The organism is Klebsiella sp. CN_Kp091 (assembly GCF_040065095.1).
Lineage (GTDB): Bacteria > Pseudomonadota > Gammaproteobacteria > Enterobacterales > Enterobacteriaceae > Klebsiella > Klebsiella aerogenes.
The window spans coordinates 1-18,902 of sequence record NZ_JBEAIO010000010.1 but is presented as its reverse complement, the minus strand read 5'-3'; the positions used below and the strand labels follow the sequence as shown (position 1 = coordinate 18,902).

At 56.5% G+C, this 18,902-nt stretch carries 16 protein-coding genes; 2 read left to right on the top strand and 14 right to left on the bottom strand.

The annotated features are described in order from the left end of the window. Positions 1-147 precede the first annotated feature (147 nt). Positions 148-1,443, top strand: coding sequence for an MFS transporter (locus ABLV17_RS10025; RefSeq protein WP_308957764.1), 1,296 nt, complete (start codon positions 148-150; stop codon positions 1,441-1,443). A 20-nt stretch (positions 1,444-1,463) separates the two neighbouring features. Here ABLV17_RS10025 and rlmB read toward each other — a convergent pair whose 3' ends face one another. From rlmB to nnr, 14 genes are all read right to left on the bottom strand, one after another. Beyond that, complete coding sequence (gene rlmB / locus ABLV17_RS10020; RefSeq protein WP_087858291.1) at positions 1,464-2,195, bottom strand: 23S rRNA (guanosine(2251)-2'-O)-methyltransferase RlmB; 732 nt, start codon at positions 2,193-2,195, stop codon at positions 1,464-1,466. Positions 2,196-2,276: 81 nt separating this feature from the next. Next, positions 2,277-4,718, bottom strand: coding sequence for a ribonuclease R (rnr, locus tag ABLV17_RS10015; RefSeq protein ID WP_045379679.1), 2,442 nt, complete (start codon positions 4,716-4,718; stop codon positions 2,277-2,279). Between the two features lie 91 nt (positions 4,719-4,809). Then, on the bottom strand, positions 4,810-5,244 hold the full coding sequence (gene nsrR, locus ABLV17_RS10010; RefSeq protein WP_045379682.1) for a nitric oxide-sensing transcriptional repressor NsrR: 435 nt from the start codon (positions 5,242-5,244) through the stop codon (positions 4,810-4,812). Positions 5,245-5,394: 150 nt separating this feature from the next. Next, on the bottom strand, positions 5,395-6,693 hold the full coding sequence (locus ABLV17_RS10005) for an adenylosuccinate synthase (RefSeq protein ID WP_087858289.1): 1,299 nt from the start codon (positions 6,691-6,693) through the stop codon (positions 5,395-5,397). 103 nt (positions 6,694-6,796) lie between these two features. After that, positions 6,797-6,994 carry a DUF2065 domain-containing protein gene (locus ABLV17_RS10000; RefSeq protein WP_015368629.1) on the bottom strand — a complete coding sequence of 66 codons (198 nt, stop codon included), beginning with the start codon at positions 6,992-6,994 and terminating at the stop codon, positions 6,797-6,799. A gap of 198 nt (positions 6,995-7,192) precedes the next feature. Then, positions 7,193-8,197, bottom strand: coding sequence for a protease modulator HflC (gene hflC, locus ABLV17_RS09995; protein ID WP_015368630.1), 1,005 nt, complete (start codon positions 8,195-8,197; stop codon positions 7,193-7,195). A gap of 2 nt (positions 8,198-8,199) precedes the next feature. Continuing rightward, positions 8,200-9,462 (bottom strand): FtsH protease activity modulator HflK, encoded by a 1,263-nt coding sequence (gene hflK / locus ABLV17_RS09990; RefSeq protein ID WP_015368631.1) that lies wholly within the window; start codon positions 9,460-9,462, stop codon positions 8,200-8,202. Positions 9,463-9,520: 58 nt separating this feature from the next. Next, on the bottom strand, positions 9,521-10,801 hold the full coding sequence (gene hflX / locus ABLV17_RS09985) for a ribosome rescue GTPase HflX (RefSeq protein WP_032713510.1): 1,281 nt from the start codon (positions 10,799-10,801) through the stop codon (positions 9,521-9,523). A gap of 75 nt (positions 10,802-10,876) precedes the next feature. Then, on the bottom strand, positions 10,877-11,185 hold the full coding sequence (gene hfq / locus ABLV17_RS09980) for an RNA chaperone Hfq (RefSeq protein WP_045396870.1): 309 nt from the start codon (positions 11,183-11,185) through the stop codon (positions 10,877-10,879). Positions 11,186-11,277: 92 nt separating this feature from the next. Then, complete coding sequence (miaA, locus tag ABLV17_RS09975; RefSeq protein WP_087858288.1) at positions 11,278-12,228, bottom strand: tRNA (adenosine(37)-N6)-dimethylallyltransferase MiaA; 951 nt, start codon at positions 12,226-12,228, stop codon at positions 11,278-11,280. Then, positions 12,221-14,083 (bottom strand): DNA mismatch repair endonuclease MutL, encoded by a 1,863-nt coding sequence (mutL, locus tag ABLV17_RS09970; protein WP_308957763.1) that lies wholly within the window; start codon positions 14,081-14,083, stop codon positions 12,221-12,223. Before mutL ends, miaA begins: the two co-directional genes overlap by 8 nt. 10 nt (positions 14,084-14,093) lie before the next feature. Continuing rightward, a complete protein-coding gene (gene amiB, locus ABLV17_RS09965) occupies positions 14,094-15,446 on the bottom strand; it encodes an N-acetylmuramoyl-L-alanine amidase AmiB (protein WP_348854228.1) in 1,353 nt (450 codons plus the stop codon). Positions 15,447-15,462: 16 nt separating this feature from the next. Further along, positions 15,463-15,924 (bottom strand): tRNA (adenosine(37)-N6)-threonylcarbamoyltransferase complex ATPase subunit type 1 TsaE, encoded by a 462-nt coding sequence (gene tsaE, locus ABLV17_RS09960; RefSeq protein ID WP_087858285.1) that lies wholly within the window; start codon positions 15,922-15,924, stop codon positions 15,463-15,465. Next, the gene (nnr, locus tag ABLV17_RS09955; RefSeq protein WP_308957761.1) at positions 15,917-17,428 is read right to left on the bottom strand and encodes a bifunctional ADP-dependent NAD(P)H-hydrate dehydratase/NAD(P)H-hydrate epimerase; all 1,512 of its coding nucleotides are present in this window, start codon (positions 17,426-17,428) and stop codon (positions 15,917-15,919) included. The genes tsaE and nnr overlap by 8 nt, the downstream gene beginning before the upstream one ends. A 13-nt stretch (positions 17,429-17,441) precedes the next feature. On the opposite strand from nnr, the gene queG reads away from it, so the two are divergent. Beyond that, positions 17,442-18,581, top strand: coding sequence for a tRNA epoxyqueuosine(34) reductase QueG (gene queG / locus ABLV17_RS09950; protein ID WP_087858283.1), 1,140 nt, complete (start codon positions 17,442-17,444; stop codon positions 18,579-18,581). Positions 18,582-18,902: the final 321 nt, after the last annotated feature.

Here is an 18,902-nt window from a genome sequence, read left to right as displayed (position 1 = left end):
AGTATGGTCGCCCGCATAGACGCTCACAAAAAAACCGCTCCGCCTTCGTGAAGCCCATCACAGGCATAAGAATTTAAAATTTTCTCATTAAAAATGTATGGAATAATTTATTCATTCGTTACTGTTTTGTATTAGTCGGGGCTTCCTATGCACACCGCCAGCACAACATCGGCAGCGCAAAAACGCGCGCTGATCGCCGGTTCTATCGGTAACTTTATTGAATGGTACGAGTTCGCGGTCTATGGCTTTCTGGCGACCGTAATTGCGAAAAATTTTTTCCAAATGACCGGAGAAGCGCCGCTGACCGGGCTGATTCTGACTTACGCCTCTTTCGCGATTGCGTTTTTCTTTCGCCCGCTGGGCGCCATCGTTTTTGGCCGCCTCGGCGACCGTATCGGCCGCAAGCCGACGCTGATTATCGTATTGGTACTGATGACGCTCGCCACCACGGCTATCGGACTGGTGCCGGTTTACGCCAGCATCGGTATTGCCGCGCCGCTTATTCTGACCGGATTACGTATTCTTCAGGGGCTTTTTGCCGGCGGCGAGTACGGCGGGGCGGTATCGCTGATGACCGAGTTCGCCCCTAAAGGTAAGCGCGGACTGTATGGCGCATGGCAATCTTTTACCGTCGCGCTGGGGCTGCTGGCAGGCGCTGGCGTGGTCGCCCTGATTTCCACCGCGCTCAGCCCCGAAGCATTGCATGACTGGGGCTGGCGAATCCCCTTCTTCCTCGCTATACCGATGGGCATCGTCGCGCTGTGGCTACGCGTAAAAATGGAAGAGACGCCGGGTTTTTTGCGCCAGCAGCAGGCTACGCCGTCCCTGGAAACCCGCGCCAGTTTGCGCCAGACGCTCAAAGCGATTCTCACCGGCATTGGCCGGCTGATGGTATGGTCGGCGGCGGGTTATACCTACCTGGTGATCATGCCCTCGTACCTCCAGTCCGCGCTACACACCGGTTTTAATCAGGCGCTGCTAATTGCGGTGATCTCCAACATTGGTTTCGCCATCACCATCTTGCCTGCCGGGATACTCAGCGATAAGTGGGGACGTCGGCGGGTAATGGTCGCGGCTGCGGTATTGCTGCTGGTACTGGCGCTGCCGCTGCTGAAAATATTGCAGGCGGAAAGCAGCACGCTGCTGGTGAAAGGTATCGTGGTGCTGATTGCGGGTGGCCTGGTGGGGATTCTGGCCGGGCCTGGGCCGGCGATGCTGGCGGAGATGTTCCCAACCAGAGTGCGTTATACCGGGCTGGGTTTAGCCTATTCGCTTTCGAATGCTGTCTTCTCCGGCTGTGCCGGGTTGATTATTACCGGCCTGATTAAACAGACCGGTAATCTGGACATTCCGGCGTACTACGTGATGGCGACAGCCGTCGTCAGCATCGCTGCGCTAATGACGCTCAATAAGAACGATCATCTGCGCGCGCTGGATGACTAACCCACCTCGCCAGCGGCGGCTTAGCTGCGCTGGCGCACCGCTTCAAACAGGCAGATACCGGTGGCGACGGAGACGTTCAGCGAAGAGACGCTACCCGCCATCGGGATGCTGATCAGCTCATCACAATGCTCACGGGTCAAACGGCGCATGCCTTCGCCTTCCGCGCCCATCACCAGCGCCATCGGGCCGGTCATTTTGCTCTGGTAGAGCGTATGGTCGGCTTCGCCCGCGGTACCAACGATCCACACGTTTTCTTCCTGCAACAGACGCATGGTCCGCGCCAGATTGGTGACGCGGATCAGCGGCACGCTTTCCGCCGCGCCGCAGGCGACTTTCTTCGCCGTAGCGTTGAGCTGAGCGGAACGATCGCGCGGCACGATCACCGCATGCACGCCAGCGGCGTCGGCGCTACGCAGGCAAGCGCCGAGGTTGTGCGGATCGGTGACGCCGTCGAGGATCAGCAGGAACGGTTGATCGAACTGCGCCAGCAGATCCGGCAGATCGTTTTCCTGATACTGACGTCCCGGCTTCACGCGGGCAATAATGCCCTGATGCACCGCGCCTTCGCTTTTCTCATCGAGGTACTGGCGGCTGGCAACCTGAATCACCACGCCCTGCGCTTCAAGGGCATGGATCAGCGGCAGCAGACGCTTATCCTCACGGCCTTTCAGAATAAAAACTTCCTGAAAACGCTCAGGTGCGCGTTCCAGCAGTGCCTGCACCGCATGGATGCCGTAAATCATTTCACTCATTGATGTACTCGTTTTAGGTTCTGTTATCCGCCCCCTTCACCCTATCCTGCGCCAGCAGACTTCAGGGTGAAGGGGCGTCAATCACTCGGCGATCTTCTTTTTCGCCGCGCGCTTGGCTTTGGTCGCGGCGGCGATTTTCTGCGTTTTCGCCGAAGGCTTTTTCGCTTTCTTCTCGCCTTTCGGTTTGGCTTTAGCTTTATCTTTTTCCTTACGGAAGGCGCTATCCGGCTCGAAGTTTACCTGCTTGCCAACCTGACGACGACGGCCGCCGCCGTTTTTACCCGGCGCGCCTTTCTTCGCTTTTTCGCGTGCGGTTTTGCCGACATTACGCGGGCCGCGTTCGCTGGAAATCAGGCTGAAATCAATCTTACGCTCATCCATATTGACCGCTTCGACGCGCACTTCCACGCGGTCGCCCAGGCGGTAAGTCTGGCCGCCGGACTCGCCGATCAGCCGCTGCCCTACCTGATCGAAGCGATAGTAGTCATTATCCAGCGAGGAGACATGTACCAGGCCATCGATAAACAGATCGTTCAGGCGAACGAAGAAGCCGAAGCCGGTGACGCTTGCGATCACGCCGGAGAAGGTGTTGCCCACCTGATCCTGCATGAAGTCGCACTTCAGCCAGTCGGACACTTCGCGCGTCGCTTCATCGGCGCGGCGCTCGGTCATCGAGCAGTGCTCGCCCAGTTGCAGCATCTCTTCCATGCTGTAGTGCCAGCCGCCGGTCTCGGTGCTATTGCCTTTATGTCCCTGCTCTTTCGCCAGTAAATACTTAATAGCGCGATGCAGCGACAGGTCAGGATAACGACGGATCGGCGAGGTGAAGTGGGCGTATGACTGCAGCGCCAGGCCGAAGTGGCCGCGGTTTTCCGGATCGTAGACCGCTTGTTTCATGGAACGCAGCAGCATCGTCTGCAGCATTTCCGCATCCGGGCGATCGGCGATGGAAGTCAGTAGCTCAGCGTAATCGCGCGGCTCCGGCTTGTTGCCGCCCGGTAGTTCCAGCCCCAGCTCCGCCAGCACGGTACGGAAAGCGGTAATCGCTTCGGTGCTTGGCTTATCGTGAATACGGAACAGCGCCGGCTCCTGCGCTTTCTCAACGAAACGCGCCGCTGAGATGTTCGCCAGGATCATGCACTCTTCAATCAGCTTGTGCGCATCGTTACGCTGAGTCTGTTCAATACGCTCTATACGGCGCTCGGCGTTGAAGATGAATTTAGCTTCTTCACTTTCAAATGAGATACCGCCGCGCTCTTCACGGGCGCCGTCCAGCACCTTGTAGAGGTTATGCAGCTCTTCAATATGCTTCACCAGCGGCGCATAGTGCTCGCGCAGCTCTTGATCGCCCTGCAGCATATGCCAAACCTTGGTGTAGGTCAGACGGGCGTGAGAGCTCATCACCGCTTCATAGAATTTAAAGCCGGTCAGTCGACCTTTTGACGAGATCGTCATTTCGCAGACCATACACAGGCGATCGACCTGCGGATTCAGCGAGCACAGGCCGTTGGACAGCACTTCCGGCAGCATCGGTACGACCTGCGAAGGGAAGTAGACTGACGTCCCGCGGCTGCGCGCTTCGCCGTCCAGCGGCGTACCAGGGCGCACATAGTAGCTCACGTCGGCGATAGCCACCCATAGACGCCAGCCGCCGCCGCGTTTTTTCTCGCAGTACACCGCGTCATCGAAGTCGCGGGCATCTTCGCCGTCAATAGTAACCAGCGGCAGGGAGCGCAAATCAACGCGCCCGGCTTTTGCCTCTTCCGGCACCTGTTCTTTGAGGCCGGAAACCTGTTTTTCCACCGCCGGCGGCCAAACGTAAGGGATCTCATGGGTACGCAGCGCCATATCAACGGCCATGCCGGTGCCCATATTGTCGCCCAGCACTTCAACTATTTTGCCTACCGCCTTGGTACGACGGGTTGGACGCTGGGTCAGCTCGACCACCACCACGTAGCCCATACGCGCGCCCATAATCTCTTCAGGCGGGATAAGGATATCGAAGCTAAGACGGCTGTCGTCCGGCACCACGAAGCCTACACCGGCATCGGTGAAGTAACGGCCGACGATCTGGCTGGTTTTCGGCACCAGAACGCGAACGATGCGCGCTTCTCGACGGCCCTTGCGGTCCGCGCCCAGCGGCTGGGCCAGTACCTGGTCGCCATGAATACACATTTTCATCTGCTCAGATGAAAGATACAGGTCGTCTTTGCGCCCTTCGACGCGTAAAAAGCCGTAGCCGTCGCGGTGGCCAATAACGACGCCTTTGACTAAATCGAGACGCTCCGGCAGCGCATAGCACTGACGACGAGTGAAGACCAACTGGCCGTCACGTTCCATCGCACGCAGGCGGCGACGCAGCGCTTCAGTTTGTTCTTCGCCCTCAATATTTAACTCAATCGCCAGCTCATCACGGCTGGCCGGTTTTTCACGTTTGGTTAAATGTTCGAGGATAAATTCCCGGCTCGGGATTGGATTCGCGTACTTCTCAGCTTCGCGTTCCTGGAATGGGTCTTGTGACATATCGGTTCCTCCGTTGTCATCTCCGATGAAAGTCTGACTGCGTTTTACGCCGCCGCTTTGTGGGTTCTCTTTACGCTGCGGCGCAAATCATTCAGCGCTTTTCTTCCACCAGTAATAATTTATATAGCGGTTGATTCTTTTCAACCAAATCGGCCAGCGTGTAGTTATCCAGTTCCTTCAGGAAACTTTGCGCGGCTTCGGCAAGTGCCTGTTTCAGGCGGCAAGCGGGAGTAATGTGGCAAAATTCGCTGCTGCAATTCACCAGCGATAGCGGCTCCAGATCGCGTACAACATCACCCACGCGAATCATTTTAGCCGGCTTGCCAAGGCGAATCCCCCCATTCTTTCCCCGCACGGCCGTCACGTAGCCAACACGGCTTAACTGATTGATTATTTTGACCATATGATTACGGGAAACGCCATAGACATCCGTCACCTCGGAAATACTGGTCATTCGGTCATCCGGCAACGACGCCATATAAATCAGCGCGCGTAATCCATAATCGGTGAAACTCGTTAACTGCACATCAACCTCAGGGTAAGGGGAAAGCGGTGAATCCGCGGGTATTAACTCTATTGATGATAAACCAGCCAGCGCTCAGGCCGCTAATTTATTTGAAATGGGGCGGGCGAACTGCAAAAACAAGGGCGCCCGAACGGCGCCCCTGGATGATGATTACGCGTCGAACGGGTCGCGCAGAATCATAGTCTCAGTACGGTCAGGACCGGTAGAGATGATATCAACCGGCACGCCGGTCAGCTCTTCAATACGAGCGATGTAGTTCAGCGCTGCCTGCGGCAGACCGCTGCGCTCTTTCACGCCGAAGGTGGTTTCGGACCAGCCCGGCATGGTTTCGTAGATAGGCTCGATACCTTCCCAGTTGTCGGCAGCCAGCGGAGTGGTGGTCACTTCACGGCCGTCCGGCATACGGTAGCCGACGCAGATTTTCACTTCTTTCAGGCCGTCCAGGACGTCCAGTTTGGTCAGGCAGAAGCCGGACAGGGAGTTAATCTGCACCGCGCGGCGTACCGCAACAGCGTCCAGCCAGCCGGTACGACGACGACGGCCGGTAGTGGCGCCGAATTCGTTACCCTGCTTGCACAGGAACTCGCCGGTTTCATCAAACAGCTCGGTCGGGAACGGACCCGCGCCTACACGAGTAGAGTAAGCTTTGATGATACCCAGAACGTAATCCACATAACGCGGGCCCAGGCCGGAACCGGTCGCCACGCCACCAGCAGTGGTGTTGGAGGAAGTTACATACGGATAGGTACCGTGGTCGATATCCAGCAGCGTGCCCTGCGCGCCTTCGAACATCACGAAGTCGCCGCGCTGACGCGCCTGATCCAGCAGATCGGAAACATCAACGACCATGCCGGTGAGGATGTCGGCAATCGCCATCACATCGTCCAGCACTTTCTGGTAGTCAACCGCTTCTGCTTTATAGAAGTTCACCAACTGGAAGTTGTGATATTCCATCACTTCTTTCAGTTTGTCAGCGAAGGTGGCTTTATCAAACAGGTCGCCAACGCGCAGGCCGCGACGAGCGACTTTATCTTCGTAAGCCGGGCCGATACCGCGACCGGTCGTACCGATAGCTTTCGCGCCACGCGCTTTTTCACGCGCCACGTCCAGCGCAACGTGATAATCGAGAATAAGCGGACAGGCTTCGGACAGCAGCAGACGCTCACGAACAGGGATACCACGGTCTTCCAGACCTTTCATCTCTTTCATCAGCGCAGCCGGAGACAGCACAACACCGTTACCGATGATGCTGGTTACATTCTCGCGGAGAATACCTGATGGAATAAGATGGAGGACGGTTTTTTCACCGTTGATTACGAGAGTATGGCCTGCGTTATGGCCACCCTGGTAGCGCACAACATATTTAGCCCGTTCTGTCAGGAGATCGACGATCTTCCCTTTACCTTCGTCACCCCATTGGGTGCCCAGTACGACGACGTTGTTACCCATTTTTTCAAAATCACCGTTTGCTTAAAAATGGATTCTACCATCGCTTTTTCAGAGTTACAGCACTTTTTGCACTCAAAATGAGGGTAATCCGATTATTTTTTGATCAGCCAATCGATTTCCTCAACATGTAGTAGATGACGATGCCAGCTACCACAAGACCGCCGCCAAAGCGACGCAATAAATTATCCGGCAGTTGGCTCATGGTCGCTACCATCTTGCGCCAGGCGCGGGGATAAAGCAGTGGGCCAAGACCTTCGAGAACTAAAACCAGCGCCAGTGCCAGCCAAATTGTTGCATTCATTATTGATGACCCTTATAGAAAAACAAAACCGCCGCCAGTTTGGCGCCGGTGAGTATTACCGCAAACCCTTTTTCTTTCTTCACATTCTCCGGCATTTCATAGGCAATATGAAACCACTAGCTGAGAGAAAAATCACAATCAATGGCATGAAAAAAGGCGCCTCTTGCAAGGCGCCTTCTGATTTCACACCGACCCGGCTTATTTACGCACGGAATCCGGTGACTTCATGTAACGGAAGAAATCGCTATCCGGACTGAGGACCATCACGTCCTGGTTGCTCTGGAAGCTCTTCTCGTAAGCACGCAGGCTACGGATAAAGGCATAGAAGCCCGGATCCTGACTGAATGCATCGGCAAACAGTTTTGCCGACTCGGCATCGCCTTCACCGCGCAGAATACGCCCTTGACGCTCTGCTTCCGCCAGGGTCTTGGTCACTTCATAGTCCGCGGTCGCGCGCAGTTTTTCCGCTTCTTCCTGACCTTGTGAACGATGGCGACGAGCAACCGCTTCACGCTCGGCGCGCATACGGTTGTAGATCGCTTCAGACACTTCAGCCGGCAGGTTGATCTGCTTGATACGTACGTCAACGACTTCAATACCCAGCGCCGCCATACTGTTCGGGTTGATTACCTGAACCTTACCGTTAGTTTCAGCTTCTACCCGTTCTGCCGCTTTAGCGATAGCGTCATCGGCTGCCGGCGTCGAGACTTCATCTTCTGTACCTGCAGAACCGGAGTTCAGCGCATCACGCACTTCCAGGGTCAAACGACCGCGGGAATCAGTCACGATGTCTTTCACGTCCAGACGACCAATCTCAGAGCGCAGACGGTCAGAGAACTTACGCTTCAGCAGAACTTCGGCCTGGGAGACGTCGCCGCCGCCGGTCGCCAGATAGTAACGACTGAAGTCACTGATGCGCCACTTGATATAGGAGTCGACGATCAGGTCTTTCTTCTCTTTGGTAACAAAGCGGTCAGCCTGGTTGTCCATGGTCTGGATACGCGCATCCAGCATTTTCACGGATTCAATAAACGGGATCTTGAAGTGCAGACCCGGCGCATACACCAGCGGCTTGTTCTCATCGTCGCGCAGAACTTTGCCAAAGCGCAGCGTAATGCCACGCTCGCCTTCTTTCACCACGAAGACAGACATGTAGAGCACTACCAGCACGACGACAATGATCGCGATAACAGATTTACGCATCGTTATTCCCCCTGACGCTGGTAGTCGTTACGCTGCGCGTTGGCGCGGCGTTGGTCCATAATGGTACCCCCGGTTGAACTCGAGGTTGATGAAGTGCTGGCGCTGCTTGAGCTGGACGCAGGCGGCAGGCGCAGCAGATCGCTTGCGCCACTGCTATCGCTCTTTGCCGGCGCACCAGTGGCGCCTTTCAGCATCTGATCCAACGGCAGAACCATCAAGTTGCCGCCCTTGCTGTCATTAACCAGCACTTTGCGGGTATGGCTCAGCACTTTTTCCATGGTTTCGATATACAGACGCTCGCGGGTAATTTCCGGCGCGGCTTTATATTCCGGCAGGATCTTCGCAAAGCGAGCGACTTCACCCTGCGCTTCCAGTACGGTCTGGGTTTTATACGCACGCGCCTCTTCGAGGATACGCTGCGCCTGACCGTTAGCACGCGGCTGAACTTCGTTGGTATAAGCTTCCGCTTCGCGGATGTACTGCTGCTCGTTCTCACGCGCGGCAATGGCATCATCAAACGCGGCCTTCACCTCTTCCGGCGGACGCGCCGTCTGGAAGTTGACGTCCAGCAGGGTGATACCCATGTTGTACGGACGAATGGTCTCTTCCAGCTCGCGCTGGGTATCGCTACGGATAACGGTACGACCTTCGGTCAGGATACGGTCCATGGTGTACTTACCAATGACGCCACGCAGGGCGCTGTCGGTGGCCTGACGCAGACTATCGTCGGCGCTGGTCACGCTAAACAGGTAGCGCTCCGGATCGGTCACCCGGTACTGTACGTTCATCTCAACGCGCACGACGTTCTCATCGGAAGTCAGCATGACGCCGGACGCTGCCAGTTCGCGAACCGACTCGACGTTCACCGCTTGCACATTATCGACAAAAGTTGGCTTCCAGTTCAGACCAGGCTCAACCAGATGGCTGAACTTGCCAAAGCGTGTCACCACACCACGTTCCGCTTCCTTGATGGTATAGAAACCGCTGGCTGCCCAGATAATCACCGCCGCTGCAGCAACGATGCCGACAATGCGCCCGCCCATCGGGCCACGCGGCCCCTGCGTCACATTACCGCCACCCTGGCCGCCTTTACCGCCGCCGAGACCGCCAAGTTTTTTGCTTAACTTGCGGAAGATATCATCCAGATCGGGCGGCCCCTGATCGCGACCGCCTTTGTTGCCATTTCCCTCAGAGTTGCCGCCATTCTTGCTGCTTCCCCACGGGTCGCGGTCCTGTCCGTTATTACCGGGCTGATTCCACGCCATGTATATGCTCCATATTTGTTTTTGATATCCCCACAGGGGTTAATATCTTCAGGCCAGGTCAAACCACGTAGTCGACCAACGCAGGCTCTTGTTTGCAGAGGCGACGCCAGTCCACGATGGGCATGCGCACTTGCAGGCTTACGCTGCCGTCATCCTCCATCCACTCTTTTTCTATCGCCTGAAGCTGATAGAACCGGCTTCTCAGACGACCTTCCTGCGGCGGTAAACGCAGCGTATGCTGCGCCACTTCGCCGGAAAGACGTTCTGTTAACGCCTGAAAAAGCAGTGGTACGCCAATCCCGGTCTGGGCGGAGAGCCAGACCCGAATCGGTTTATTCTCTTCATCCCGATCGATGCGCGGTTCAAAATCGTCAAGCACATCGATTTTGTTCATCACCAGCAATGACGGAATTTCATCGGCCTCGATTTCAGCAAGGACCGTATTTACTGCATCAATATTTTCCTGCACGCGGACATCCGCCGCGTCGATAACGTGCAGCAGCAGCGTCGCCTGACGCGTCTCCTGCAGAGTCGCTTTAAACGCCGCCACCAAATCGTGCGGCAGATGACGAATAAAACCTACGGTGTCTGCCAGTACCGTTTCGCCGACGTCTGTGACGTTAATACGGCGCAGCGTCGGGTCCAGAGTGGCGAACAGTTGGTCCGCGGCATAGACTTCCGCTTCGGTTATCTGGTTGAACAGCGTTGATTTTCCGGCGTTGGTATATCCCACCAGCGAGACGGTAGGGATATCGGCCTTGGCGCGTGACCGCCGACCTTGCTCGCGCTGTTTTTCTACTTTTTCCAGTCGCGACAGGATCTGCATAATACGGTTACGCAGCAATCGACGGTCGGTTTCGAGCTGGGTTTCACCCGGTCCGCGCAAACCAATCCCGCCTTTCTGCCTTTCAAGGTGGGTCCAGCCGCGTACCAGACGCGTGGCCAGATGGCGCAACTGCGCCAGCTCAACCTGCAGTTTCCCTTCGTGGGTACGCGCTCGCTGGGCAAAAATATCTAAAATCAGACCGGTGCGATCGATAACCCGGCATTCGCATAGCTGCTCCAGGTTACGTTCCTGGGCCGGACTCAAGGCATGATCGAACAGCACGACCGAGGCGCCGGTCGCTTTTACGGCTTCCGCAATTTCAACAGCCTTACCTTCACCAACAAAATACTTCGGGTGCGGTGCTTTACGGCTACCGGTAATCACCTGCATTGCTTCGACACCGGCGGAAGAGACCAGGGATTCAAACTCCTGGAGATCCTCCATATCTTTGTCTTGCGAAAAATAGATGTGTACCAGTACCGCCTGCTCACCGGCATCATAACGGTCAAACAAGCGTAAACCCCTTATAAAATACCAGCGGGGAACGCAGAAAACCTGGCTCCCCGACGTGGAAAAACAGCATTAGCCTTATTCGGCGTCGTCGCTGTCTTGCTGCGGCGCAGAAGAACCTTGCGCGCTACCACCGTGGTGATAGTTGCTTGCACCGCCGCCAGCATTATTGCTGTGGTGAGACACCGGACGGGACGGGACAACAGTAGAAATTGCGTGCTTATAGACCATCTGGCTGACCGTGTTCTTCAACAGGATCACGAACTGATCGAAAGACTCAATTTGCCCTTGCAGCTTAATACCATTCACCAAATAAATAGAAACCGGAACACGTTCCCGACGCAAAGCGTTCAGGAACGGATCTTGTAAAGATTGCCCCTTAGCCATTCTCTCTTTTCCTTATATGTATGCTTGTTTTGTACTCAGAACCTTACGATTCTTAAAAAAAATTACGCACGATACCGTTCAATTGTACACGTTCAGTTCTGGCTAGCACCAACAACCTGTAATACTTTGTTGAGCGCTTGTTCAGGTTGCTCACTGTCTAACCAGTGAACATCTTCCCAACCGCGCAGCCAGGTGACCTGACGTTTCGCTAACTGTCTCGTCGCGCAAACACCTCGATAAACCATTTCATCATACGAGACCTCGCCTTCAAGGTATGACCACATCTGGCGGTATCCAACACAACGAATGGAAGGCATATCCGTATGCAAATCTCCACGGGCAAATAGCGCCCGCACTTCTGCTTCAAAACCTGAAGCCAACATCTGATGAAAACGCTGCTCAATGCGTTGATGTAGCAGTTCACGGCTCGCCGGGGCGATGGCGAACTGATGCACCTGATACGGCAGAGCCTCTCCTGACGTTTGCGTCAGTTCCGTTAAAGTTTTACCCGAAATGAAAAAAACTTCCAGTGCTCGGGAAAGTCTTTGCGGATCATTTGGATGAATACGCGCGGCGGCCACGGGATCGATCTCCTGTAACTGCCGGTGCAATGCGTGCCACCCCTGCTCTGCTGCTTGTTGCTCAATTCTGGCCCTGACTGCGGGATCCGCCGAAGGCAGCGGCGATAACCCTTCCAACAACGCTTTGAAATACAACATCGTTCCGCCGACCAGCAGCGGGATGCGCCCGGCGGCGACGATATCCGCCATTTCCGCCAACGCATCGCGACGAAAATCCGCCGCCGAGTAAGACTCTGCCGGATCAAGGATATCCAGCAACCGATGCGGCGCAGCGCTAAGCTCCGCGGCATCGGGTTTGGCCGTACCGATATCCATTCCTCGATAGATGAGGGCGGAATCGACGCTAATCAACTCTACGGGCAAAACTTTACGCAAGGCGATAGCTAATGCGGTTTTACCGGAGGCCGTCGGCCCCATTAAAAAAATTGCCTTAGGCAGGCTCGCCTCAGTTACATCACTCATCTTTCAGGGCTGTCATCGCCGAATGTAAATCAACAGGTTGTAACAGGCCACCCGGCGGCGCTTTAATCAGCTGCGGACATAAACGCTCAACGTCCGCCAGCACCGAAATCGCCTGCGCCATACTCCACTGCGCGTGCTCACTCGTCAGATTACGCGCCGTCCACTGGGCAATGTCGCCGACGTTGAATGCCGTTAGCTGCGCCAGGTAGCCTATCAGTTCAGGAATCAAGATTTGTAAATTTTGTTGTCTTAAGGGTAAAGGCACCGCGCGGACCGTCACGTGCTGGGCATCTGCTTGTAAATCGATGCCCAATTGCGCCAGCGCCGGCTGCGCCTTTTCCAGCGCCTTACGTTCTGCTTCACTCACTTTAAGACGCAGCGGAATAAGCAGCGGCTGCGCGCAAACCGCTTCCGCGCCCGGCGTTAGCTGCGCCTGACGCAGCCAGCGTTCCGCCACCGGCAGCGCCAGCAACGCCAATGTGCCGCCCCGCTCGAGCAGCGCGCAATCGCCGCCGATAATAGTCAGCACCCGGCCAAAGCTTTGGCCATGGGCCGCCAGACTTTCCGCAGGCGCCGACGCGGCTTGTTTTTTTTCCACCGCCGGGGTTTGCAGCAGTTGACGATAAAGCGCCCCTTGCTGTTTTTGATAACCCGGCTGGGCGTGCGGCCAACTGGCGCCGCCTGCGCTATAGCCGCCAGCGGCGGCAGGTTCGCGCGGCGCGCGAGTATCATAACCCGCCGCCGGTTCCCGGACCGGCGATGGGCGAGCGAAATGGTTCGCGCCCGCCGCCACGCGGTTTTCCGGCACCTGCCGCGGCGCTGGCGCTTCGTCCTCTGCCACCAGCGGCGCATCAAGCTGCTGCTGCAGCACGCTCAGTACGCCCTGGTAGATAAAATCATGCACCAGCCGTGATTGATGGAAACGCACTTCGTGCTTCGCCGGATGCACGTTGACATCAACCTGATGCGGGTCAATCTCCAGATACAGTACAAACGCCGGCTGCTGGTCAGCGCCCAGCTTGTCTTCGCAGGCCTGGCGAATGGCATGGTTGATAAGCCGGTCGCGCATCATACGCCCGTTGACGTAACAATACTGGATTTCCGCTAGTGCCGGATTGGTATGCAATGGATCGGCGACCCAGCCGCGCAGTGTCAAATCGCCATGCTGCCACTCAATGGCCAACGCATGTTCCAGAAACGCCGCGCCGCAAATCGAGCCGAGGCGACGTTCACGCGGGCCGCCTTCCGCCACTGCGCGATACTGGCGCATCATTTTGCCGTTATGGCTGAGATTAATCGTCACATCGAAACGCGCCAGCGCGATGCGGCGGACGATTTCATCAATATGATTAAACTCGGTTTTTTCGGTGCGCATGAACTTGCGTCGCGCGGGAGTGTTGTAAAACAGATCAAGCACTTCCAGCGTGGTGCCTATCGGATGCGCCGCCGGTTTCACCGTCACCGCCTGGTCGCGCCCTTCAGCATAGGCCTGCCATGCCTCTTGCTGCTCCGCGGTACGCGAAGTCAACGTCAGGCGGGCGACAGAGCTGATACTGGCCAACGCTTCGCCGCGAAAGCCAAGACTGATGATCGCCTCAAGGTCATCCAGCGAGGCGATTTTACTGGTGGCGTGACGAGCCAGCGCCAGCGCCAGCTCATCTTTTTTGATCCCACAGCCGTTATCGCGAATACGGATAAGCTTCGCGCCGCCGCGTTCGATATCTATGTCGATACGGGTCGCGCCGGCATCAAGGCTGTTTTCGACCAGCTCTTTAACGACCGACGCCGGACGTTCCACCACCTCGCCAGCGGCAATCTGGTTGGCGAGCTGCGGCGGTAGAACCTGAATCGGCATGACCTTCTCCTTAGTTAATCAACGACCCGCCAGGCGAACTGGCGCTGGCGGTTTGCGCAGCCGTGCCGCGCGGCGCTGATTGCAGCGGGTGCTGCATATAATAGTTACGCAGCCCTTTATAAATCGCCTCTGCAATCTGCTGTTGGTAATCATCGCTACCCAGCAGGCGCTCTTCGCCGTTATTACTGATAAAGCCAGTTTCTACGAGGATCGACGGAATATCCGGCGAGCGCAGAACGCCAAGGCTGGCATGCTCCGGGCGGCGTTTATGCAGATTACCAACCCGCTGGAGCTGGCTGAGTACATCGGTCGCCACATCATAACCGACGCGCTGGGAATGGCCGAACTGTAAATCCAGCACCGCCTGGCTCAGATAAGGATCCGACTGGCTATTCGCCAGCACATCGCCCGCGCCGCCCAGAAGTTCGGATTGTTTCTCATGCTGTTCAAGCCAGCCGGCCATTTCGCTGTTAGCGCGGCGGTTAGAGAGCACCCACACCGATGCGCCAGTCGCATCGCGATTCGGGGCCGCATCGGCATGGATAGAGACCAGGAAATTAGCGTTTTGTTTCCGCGCCACGTCCGAACGCCCCATGACCGAGATGAAGTAGTCGCCATTACGGGTCAACACCGGTTTAAACTGCGGATCGTCGTTAAGCAACGCTCGCAGTTTATGGGCGATAGCAATCGTGACGTTTTTCTCTTTGGTGCCGCCAGGCCCGATAGCGCCAGGATCCTGGCCGCCGTGCCCGGCATCAATAGCGATAATAATCTTATCGTCAGAAGAGACGGTACGCGCCGCCGGACGGGTAATAGTCTGGTTGTTGGTCATCGCCGGCTGACTGCTGGTCACCACCGTGGTTCTGTCGCTGCCTGAGATTTTAAACGGATTGCGCGGCGGCTCGCTCGGACGCGGCGACACTACCGGCGCTTCGACCCGCTTCGCTACCACTGGCGGTGGCGGAGGTGGCGGCGGCACATCGGCGTTAATGGTAAAGACGACGGTATAGTTGGCGCCGTTTTGCTGCTTCGCCGCCCGCGTTTTACCATCTTCCGTCAGATCGACCAACAGACGCAGAGATTGCGTATCCTGAGGCGAGCCAGAGCGAATGCTTTTGACCAGATTATTACCGCTAAACTGCAGCGGCAGCCCCTGAAGCACGCCGGTTTGTTTGATATCCAACGCCACCACGCGCTTACCTTGCGGGATGAAGGAATATTCGGGATCGCCGACAAAACTTAGCGTGATGCGGGCCTGCCGATCGCCGTTTGAGACCTGGATATCGGATAAACTTGCCGCGGACGCCTGAGTGCCGAACAGCATCAGAGCGGCGGCCAGCCAACTGGTTATACGATACTTCATCCCGTCATCCTTTAGGCTAAATGGCTAAACGCGCCAATAAAGACTCACCCAATGAAGAGACCGCCGTTACGCGCGCCTCACGCCCTTGCGCCTGGTAATCCAGGTGAATTTCGACATCCGGGTCAGGCAGTACACCCGCGCCTTGCTGCGGCCATTCCACCAGGCAGATGGCATCGTTAGCGAAGTAATCGCGGATCCCCATAAATTCAAGCTCCTCAGGATCCGCCAGGCGGTACAGGTCGAAGTGATACACCATCAGATTTTCGAGGGTGTAAGGCTCCACCAGCGTATACGTTGGGCTTTTGACATTGCCGCGGTGGCCAAGGGCCTGTAGAAAACCGCGGCTGAAGGTGGTTTTACCCGCGCCTAAATCGCCATACAGATAGATAACCGTCGCGCCGGTACAGGCCTGCGCTACGCGGTTGCCAAGGTCTAATGTCGCCTGCTCGTCGGGTAAAGGAATCACACGGTTAATCATGGTCTAGGTCAATCACATCCGGGTTAACAACACGCCTTAGCGTGCAAAAAAGATCGGTCGCCAGCATCCCACGGGCGCCATCTCTGGCGGCCAGTCGGTCTGCGGCTTCGCCGTGCGCCACGCAGCCTGCGCAAGCGGCATCATACGGGGTCAGCCCCTGTCCCAACAGCGCGGCGATAATGCCGGTGAGCACATCGCCCATCCCGCCGCTGGCCATTCCGGGATTACCGGCATCAATGATACCGATTTCACCCGCGTTATTCGCCACTACGGTTCCTGCGCCTTTTAGCACCACCACGCCGCCATACCGTTTTACCAGACGTTGTACAGAATGTAAGCGATCGCTTTCAACTTCTGCCACGCTGATATTCAATAAACGGGCGGCTTCGCCAGGATGCGGGGTTAACACGCGATTGTGACGTTTATCGGGATTGATTGCCAGCAGGTTCAACGCGTCGGCATCCCAGACCATTGGTTTGCGAAAATTCTCTACCTGCCGCAGCGCCGCTTTCCCCCATTCGCTTTGCCCAAGACCGGGGCCAATCGCCACGACATCCGCCCACTCCAGGCTCTCGGTAAGGGTGTCGCCGTTCAGCTCATGAACCATCAATTCCGGCCTGGCAGTCACGATCCCCGCGATATTTTCCGCCCTGGTCAGCACGCGTACTAAACCCGCGCCGGCACGCAGCGCGGCCTCACCCGCCATACGAATGGCGCCAGCGGTGCCGCGATCGCCGCCGATAATCACCAGCCGACCATGCGAGCCTTTATGCGACGTCGGGCGACGCGGCGGCAGCCATCCTGCCAGCTGCGCTGCGGAAAAACGACGAATAGCGGTGTTTTGCCCGGAAAGCCAGCGCTCCAGGCCGAGTGCATGATGATGTAAGCGCCCGACGACGTCGCGGGCATTGCCGGTCAGCAGTCCAGGTTTTAGCGCGATAAACGTCAGGGTATGGGCGGCGTGAATCGCCGCGCCAGGCGTCGCGCCGGTTTGCGCGTTCAGCCCGGAGGGGATATCAAGCGCAATAACCGGCGCGGGATAGGCATTCGCCAGTTCAATCAGCCCGGCGACGTTAGCGCGCGGCGCGCTATGCAGACCGGTGCCGAGCAGGCCATCAATAATCAATGAGATATCATCCGGCCAGGCGCTATCGGCGGCGTGGATGACGCCGCCGGCATTGAGCCACTCTTCCCGCGCGGCCTGCGCCTCTTCCGGCAGCGGCTTATCGCTTTCCAACGCCAGTAGCGTTACCGCGATGCCCTGCGCCTGCGCCAGCCGCGCGACGACATAGCCGTCGCCGCCGTTATTGCCATGGCCGCAAAGAATCAACCAGTGCTGGCTGGCGGGATAAAGGCTTCGGGTCAGTTGAAACGCCGCCTCGCCGGCACGCCGCATCAATTCAAAAAGCGTCAGCCCGAGACTATCCGCCGCCTCTCTTTCCGCCTGGCGCAGCGTCTCCGCTGGCCACACGATGTGTGGTATACTGTCAGGGTTTTTCGTCATTGTATGGTCCATCATGTCACAGCCCCTCGATCTCAATCAGTTAGCGCAGCAAATCAAACAATGGGGCACCGAGCTTGGCTTCCAGCAGGTCGGTATTACCGATACCGATCTCAGCGCCAGCGAACCTAAACTACAGGCATGGCTGGATAAACAATACCATGGCGAAATGGAATGGATGGCTCGCCACGGCATGATGCGCGCCCGGCCGCATGAACTGCTGCCCGGTACGCTACGCGTGATTAGCGTGCGCATGAACTATCTGCCCGCCAATGCTGCTTTCGCCAGCACTCTGAAAGATCCCACGCTGGGTTACGTCAGCCGTTATGCCCTGGGGCGTGATTATCATAAGCTGCTACGTAACCGCCTGAAAAAACTCGGCGAGATGATTCAGGAACAGTGTGCTTCGCTCAATTTTAGACCGTTTGTCGATTCTGCGCCTATCCTGGAGCGGCCCATCGCTGAAAAAGCGGGCCTTGGCTGGACAGGTAAGCACTCACTTATCTTAAGCCGCGACGCCGGATCGTTTTTCTTCCTGGGCGAGTTGCTTATCGATCTGCCACTGCCGATAGACCAGCCGGTTGCCGAAGAGTGCGGGCGTTGTGTCGCCTGTATGACTATCTGCCCCACCGGCGCCATCGTCGAGCCCTATACCGTTGACGCACGGCGCTGCATCTCCTATCTGACCATCGAGCTGGAAGGCGCTATCCCGGAAGAATTTCGTCCGCTTATCGGCAACCGTATTTACGGCTGCGATGATTGCCAGTTGATTTGTCCGTGGAACCGTTTTTCGCAGCTTACCGATGAAGAGGACTTCAGCCCGCGTAAAGCGCTACATGCGCCGCAGCTGATTGAGCTGTTCGCCTGGAGCGAAGCCTGGTTTCTGAAAGTCACCGAGGGGTCGGCGATACGCCGTATCGGCCACTTACGCTGGCTACGCAATATCGCCGTCGCGCTCGGTAATGCTCCCTGGAATGAAGCAAATCTGGCAGCGCTGGAAAGTCGCCGAGGTGAGCACCCACTTCTCGATGAACACATCGAATGGGCGGTTGCGCAGCAGATAGAAAAGCGAAATGCCAACGTTGTCGAAGTGCAGTTGCCGCAGAAACTACGCCTGGTCCGGGTGGTCGAGAAAGGATTGCCGCGCGACGCCTGATTCATTCACAGGCTGTGAATAAAAACAAAAAAACATTGCGTTTCAACGGGCAGACGTACGTCAAGTGATCGAATTAACAGTTTGAAATGAAATTTAAATGTTAAATTTCAATCAGATACAATAATACTATTTACAAAGTGAAGCATTTGTCGCGCAGTCAGCCAAACGACAGCCTGTGGATAACTCTGTTTACAGTATTTTTGGATAGGTAATGAAAATCATCCCCGGCGCGATTTCGCACTGTGGATAAATTGGATAAAGGAAGAAATTTGGAGCGGGAAACGAGACTCGAACTCGCGACCCCGACCTTGGCAAGGTCGT

What these genes read in the sequence shown, in the direction of transcription:
- ABLV17_RS10025 (WP_308957764.1), top strand. Translation starts at nt 148, where the DNA reads ATGCACACCGCCAGCACAACATCGGCAGCGCAAAAACGCGCGCTGATC.
- rlmB (WP_087858291.1), bottom strand. Translation starts at nt 2,195, where the DNA reads ATGAGTGAAATGATTTACGGCATCCATGCGGTGCAGGCACTGCTGGAA.
- rnr (WP_045379679.1), bottom strand. Translation starts at nt 4,718, where the DNA reads ATGTCACAAGACCCATTCCAGGAACGCGAAGCTGAGAAGTACGCGAAT.
- ABLV17_RS10005 (WP_087858289.1), bottom strand. Translation starts at nt 6,693, where the DNA reads ATGGGTAACAACGTCGTCGTACTGGGCACCCAATGGGGTGACGAAGGT.
- ABLV17_RS10000 (WP_015368629.1), bottom strand. Translation starts at nt 6,994, where the DNA reads ATGAATGCAACAATTTGGCTGGCACTGGCGCTGGTTTTAGTTCTCGAA.
- hflC (WP_015368630.1), bottom strand. Translation starts at nt 8,197, where the DNA reads ATGCGTAAATCTGTTATCGCGATCATTGTCGTCGTGCTGGTAGTGCTC.
- hflK (WP_015368631.1), bottom strand. Translation starts at nt 9,462, where the DNA reads ATGGCGTGGAATCAGCCCGGTAATAACGGACAGGACCGCGACCCGTGG.
- hfq (WP_045396870.1), bottom strand. Translation starts at nt 11,185, where the DNA reads ATGGCTAAGGGGCAATCTTTACAAGATCCGTTCCTGAACGCTTTGCGT.
- miaA (WP_087858288.1), bottom strand. Translation starts at nt 12,228, where the DNA reads ATGAGTGATGTAACTGAGGCGAGCCTGCCTAAGGCAATTTTTTTAATG.
- mutL (WP_308957763.1), bottom strand. Translation starts at nt 14,083, where the DNA reads ATGCCGATTCAGGTTCTACCGCCGCAGCTCGCCAACCAGATTGCCGCT.
- amiB (WP_348854228.1), bottom strand. Translation starts at nt 15,446, where the DNA reads ATGAAGTATCGTATAACCAGTTGGCTGGCCGCCGCTCTGATGCTGTTC.
- tsaE (WP_087858285.1), bottom strand. Translation starts at nt 15,924, where the DNA reads ATGATTAACCGTGTGATTCCTTTACCCGACGAGCAGGCGACATTAGAC.
- nnr (WP_308957761.1), bottom strand. Translation starts at nt 17,428, where the DNA reads ATGACGAAAAACCCTGACAGTATACCACACATCGTGTGGCCAGCGGAG.
- queG (WP_087858283.1), top strand. Translation starts at nt 17,442, where the DNA reads ATGTCACAGCCCCTCGATCTCAATCAGTTAGCGCAGCAAATCAAACAA.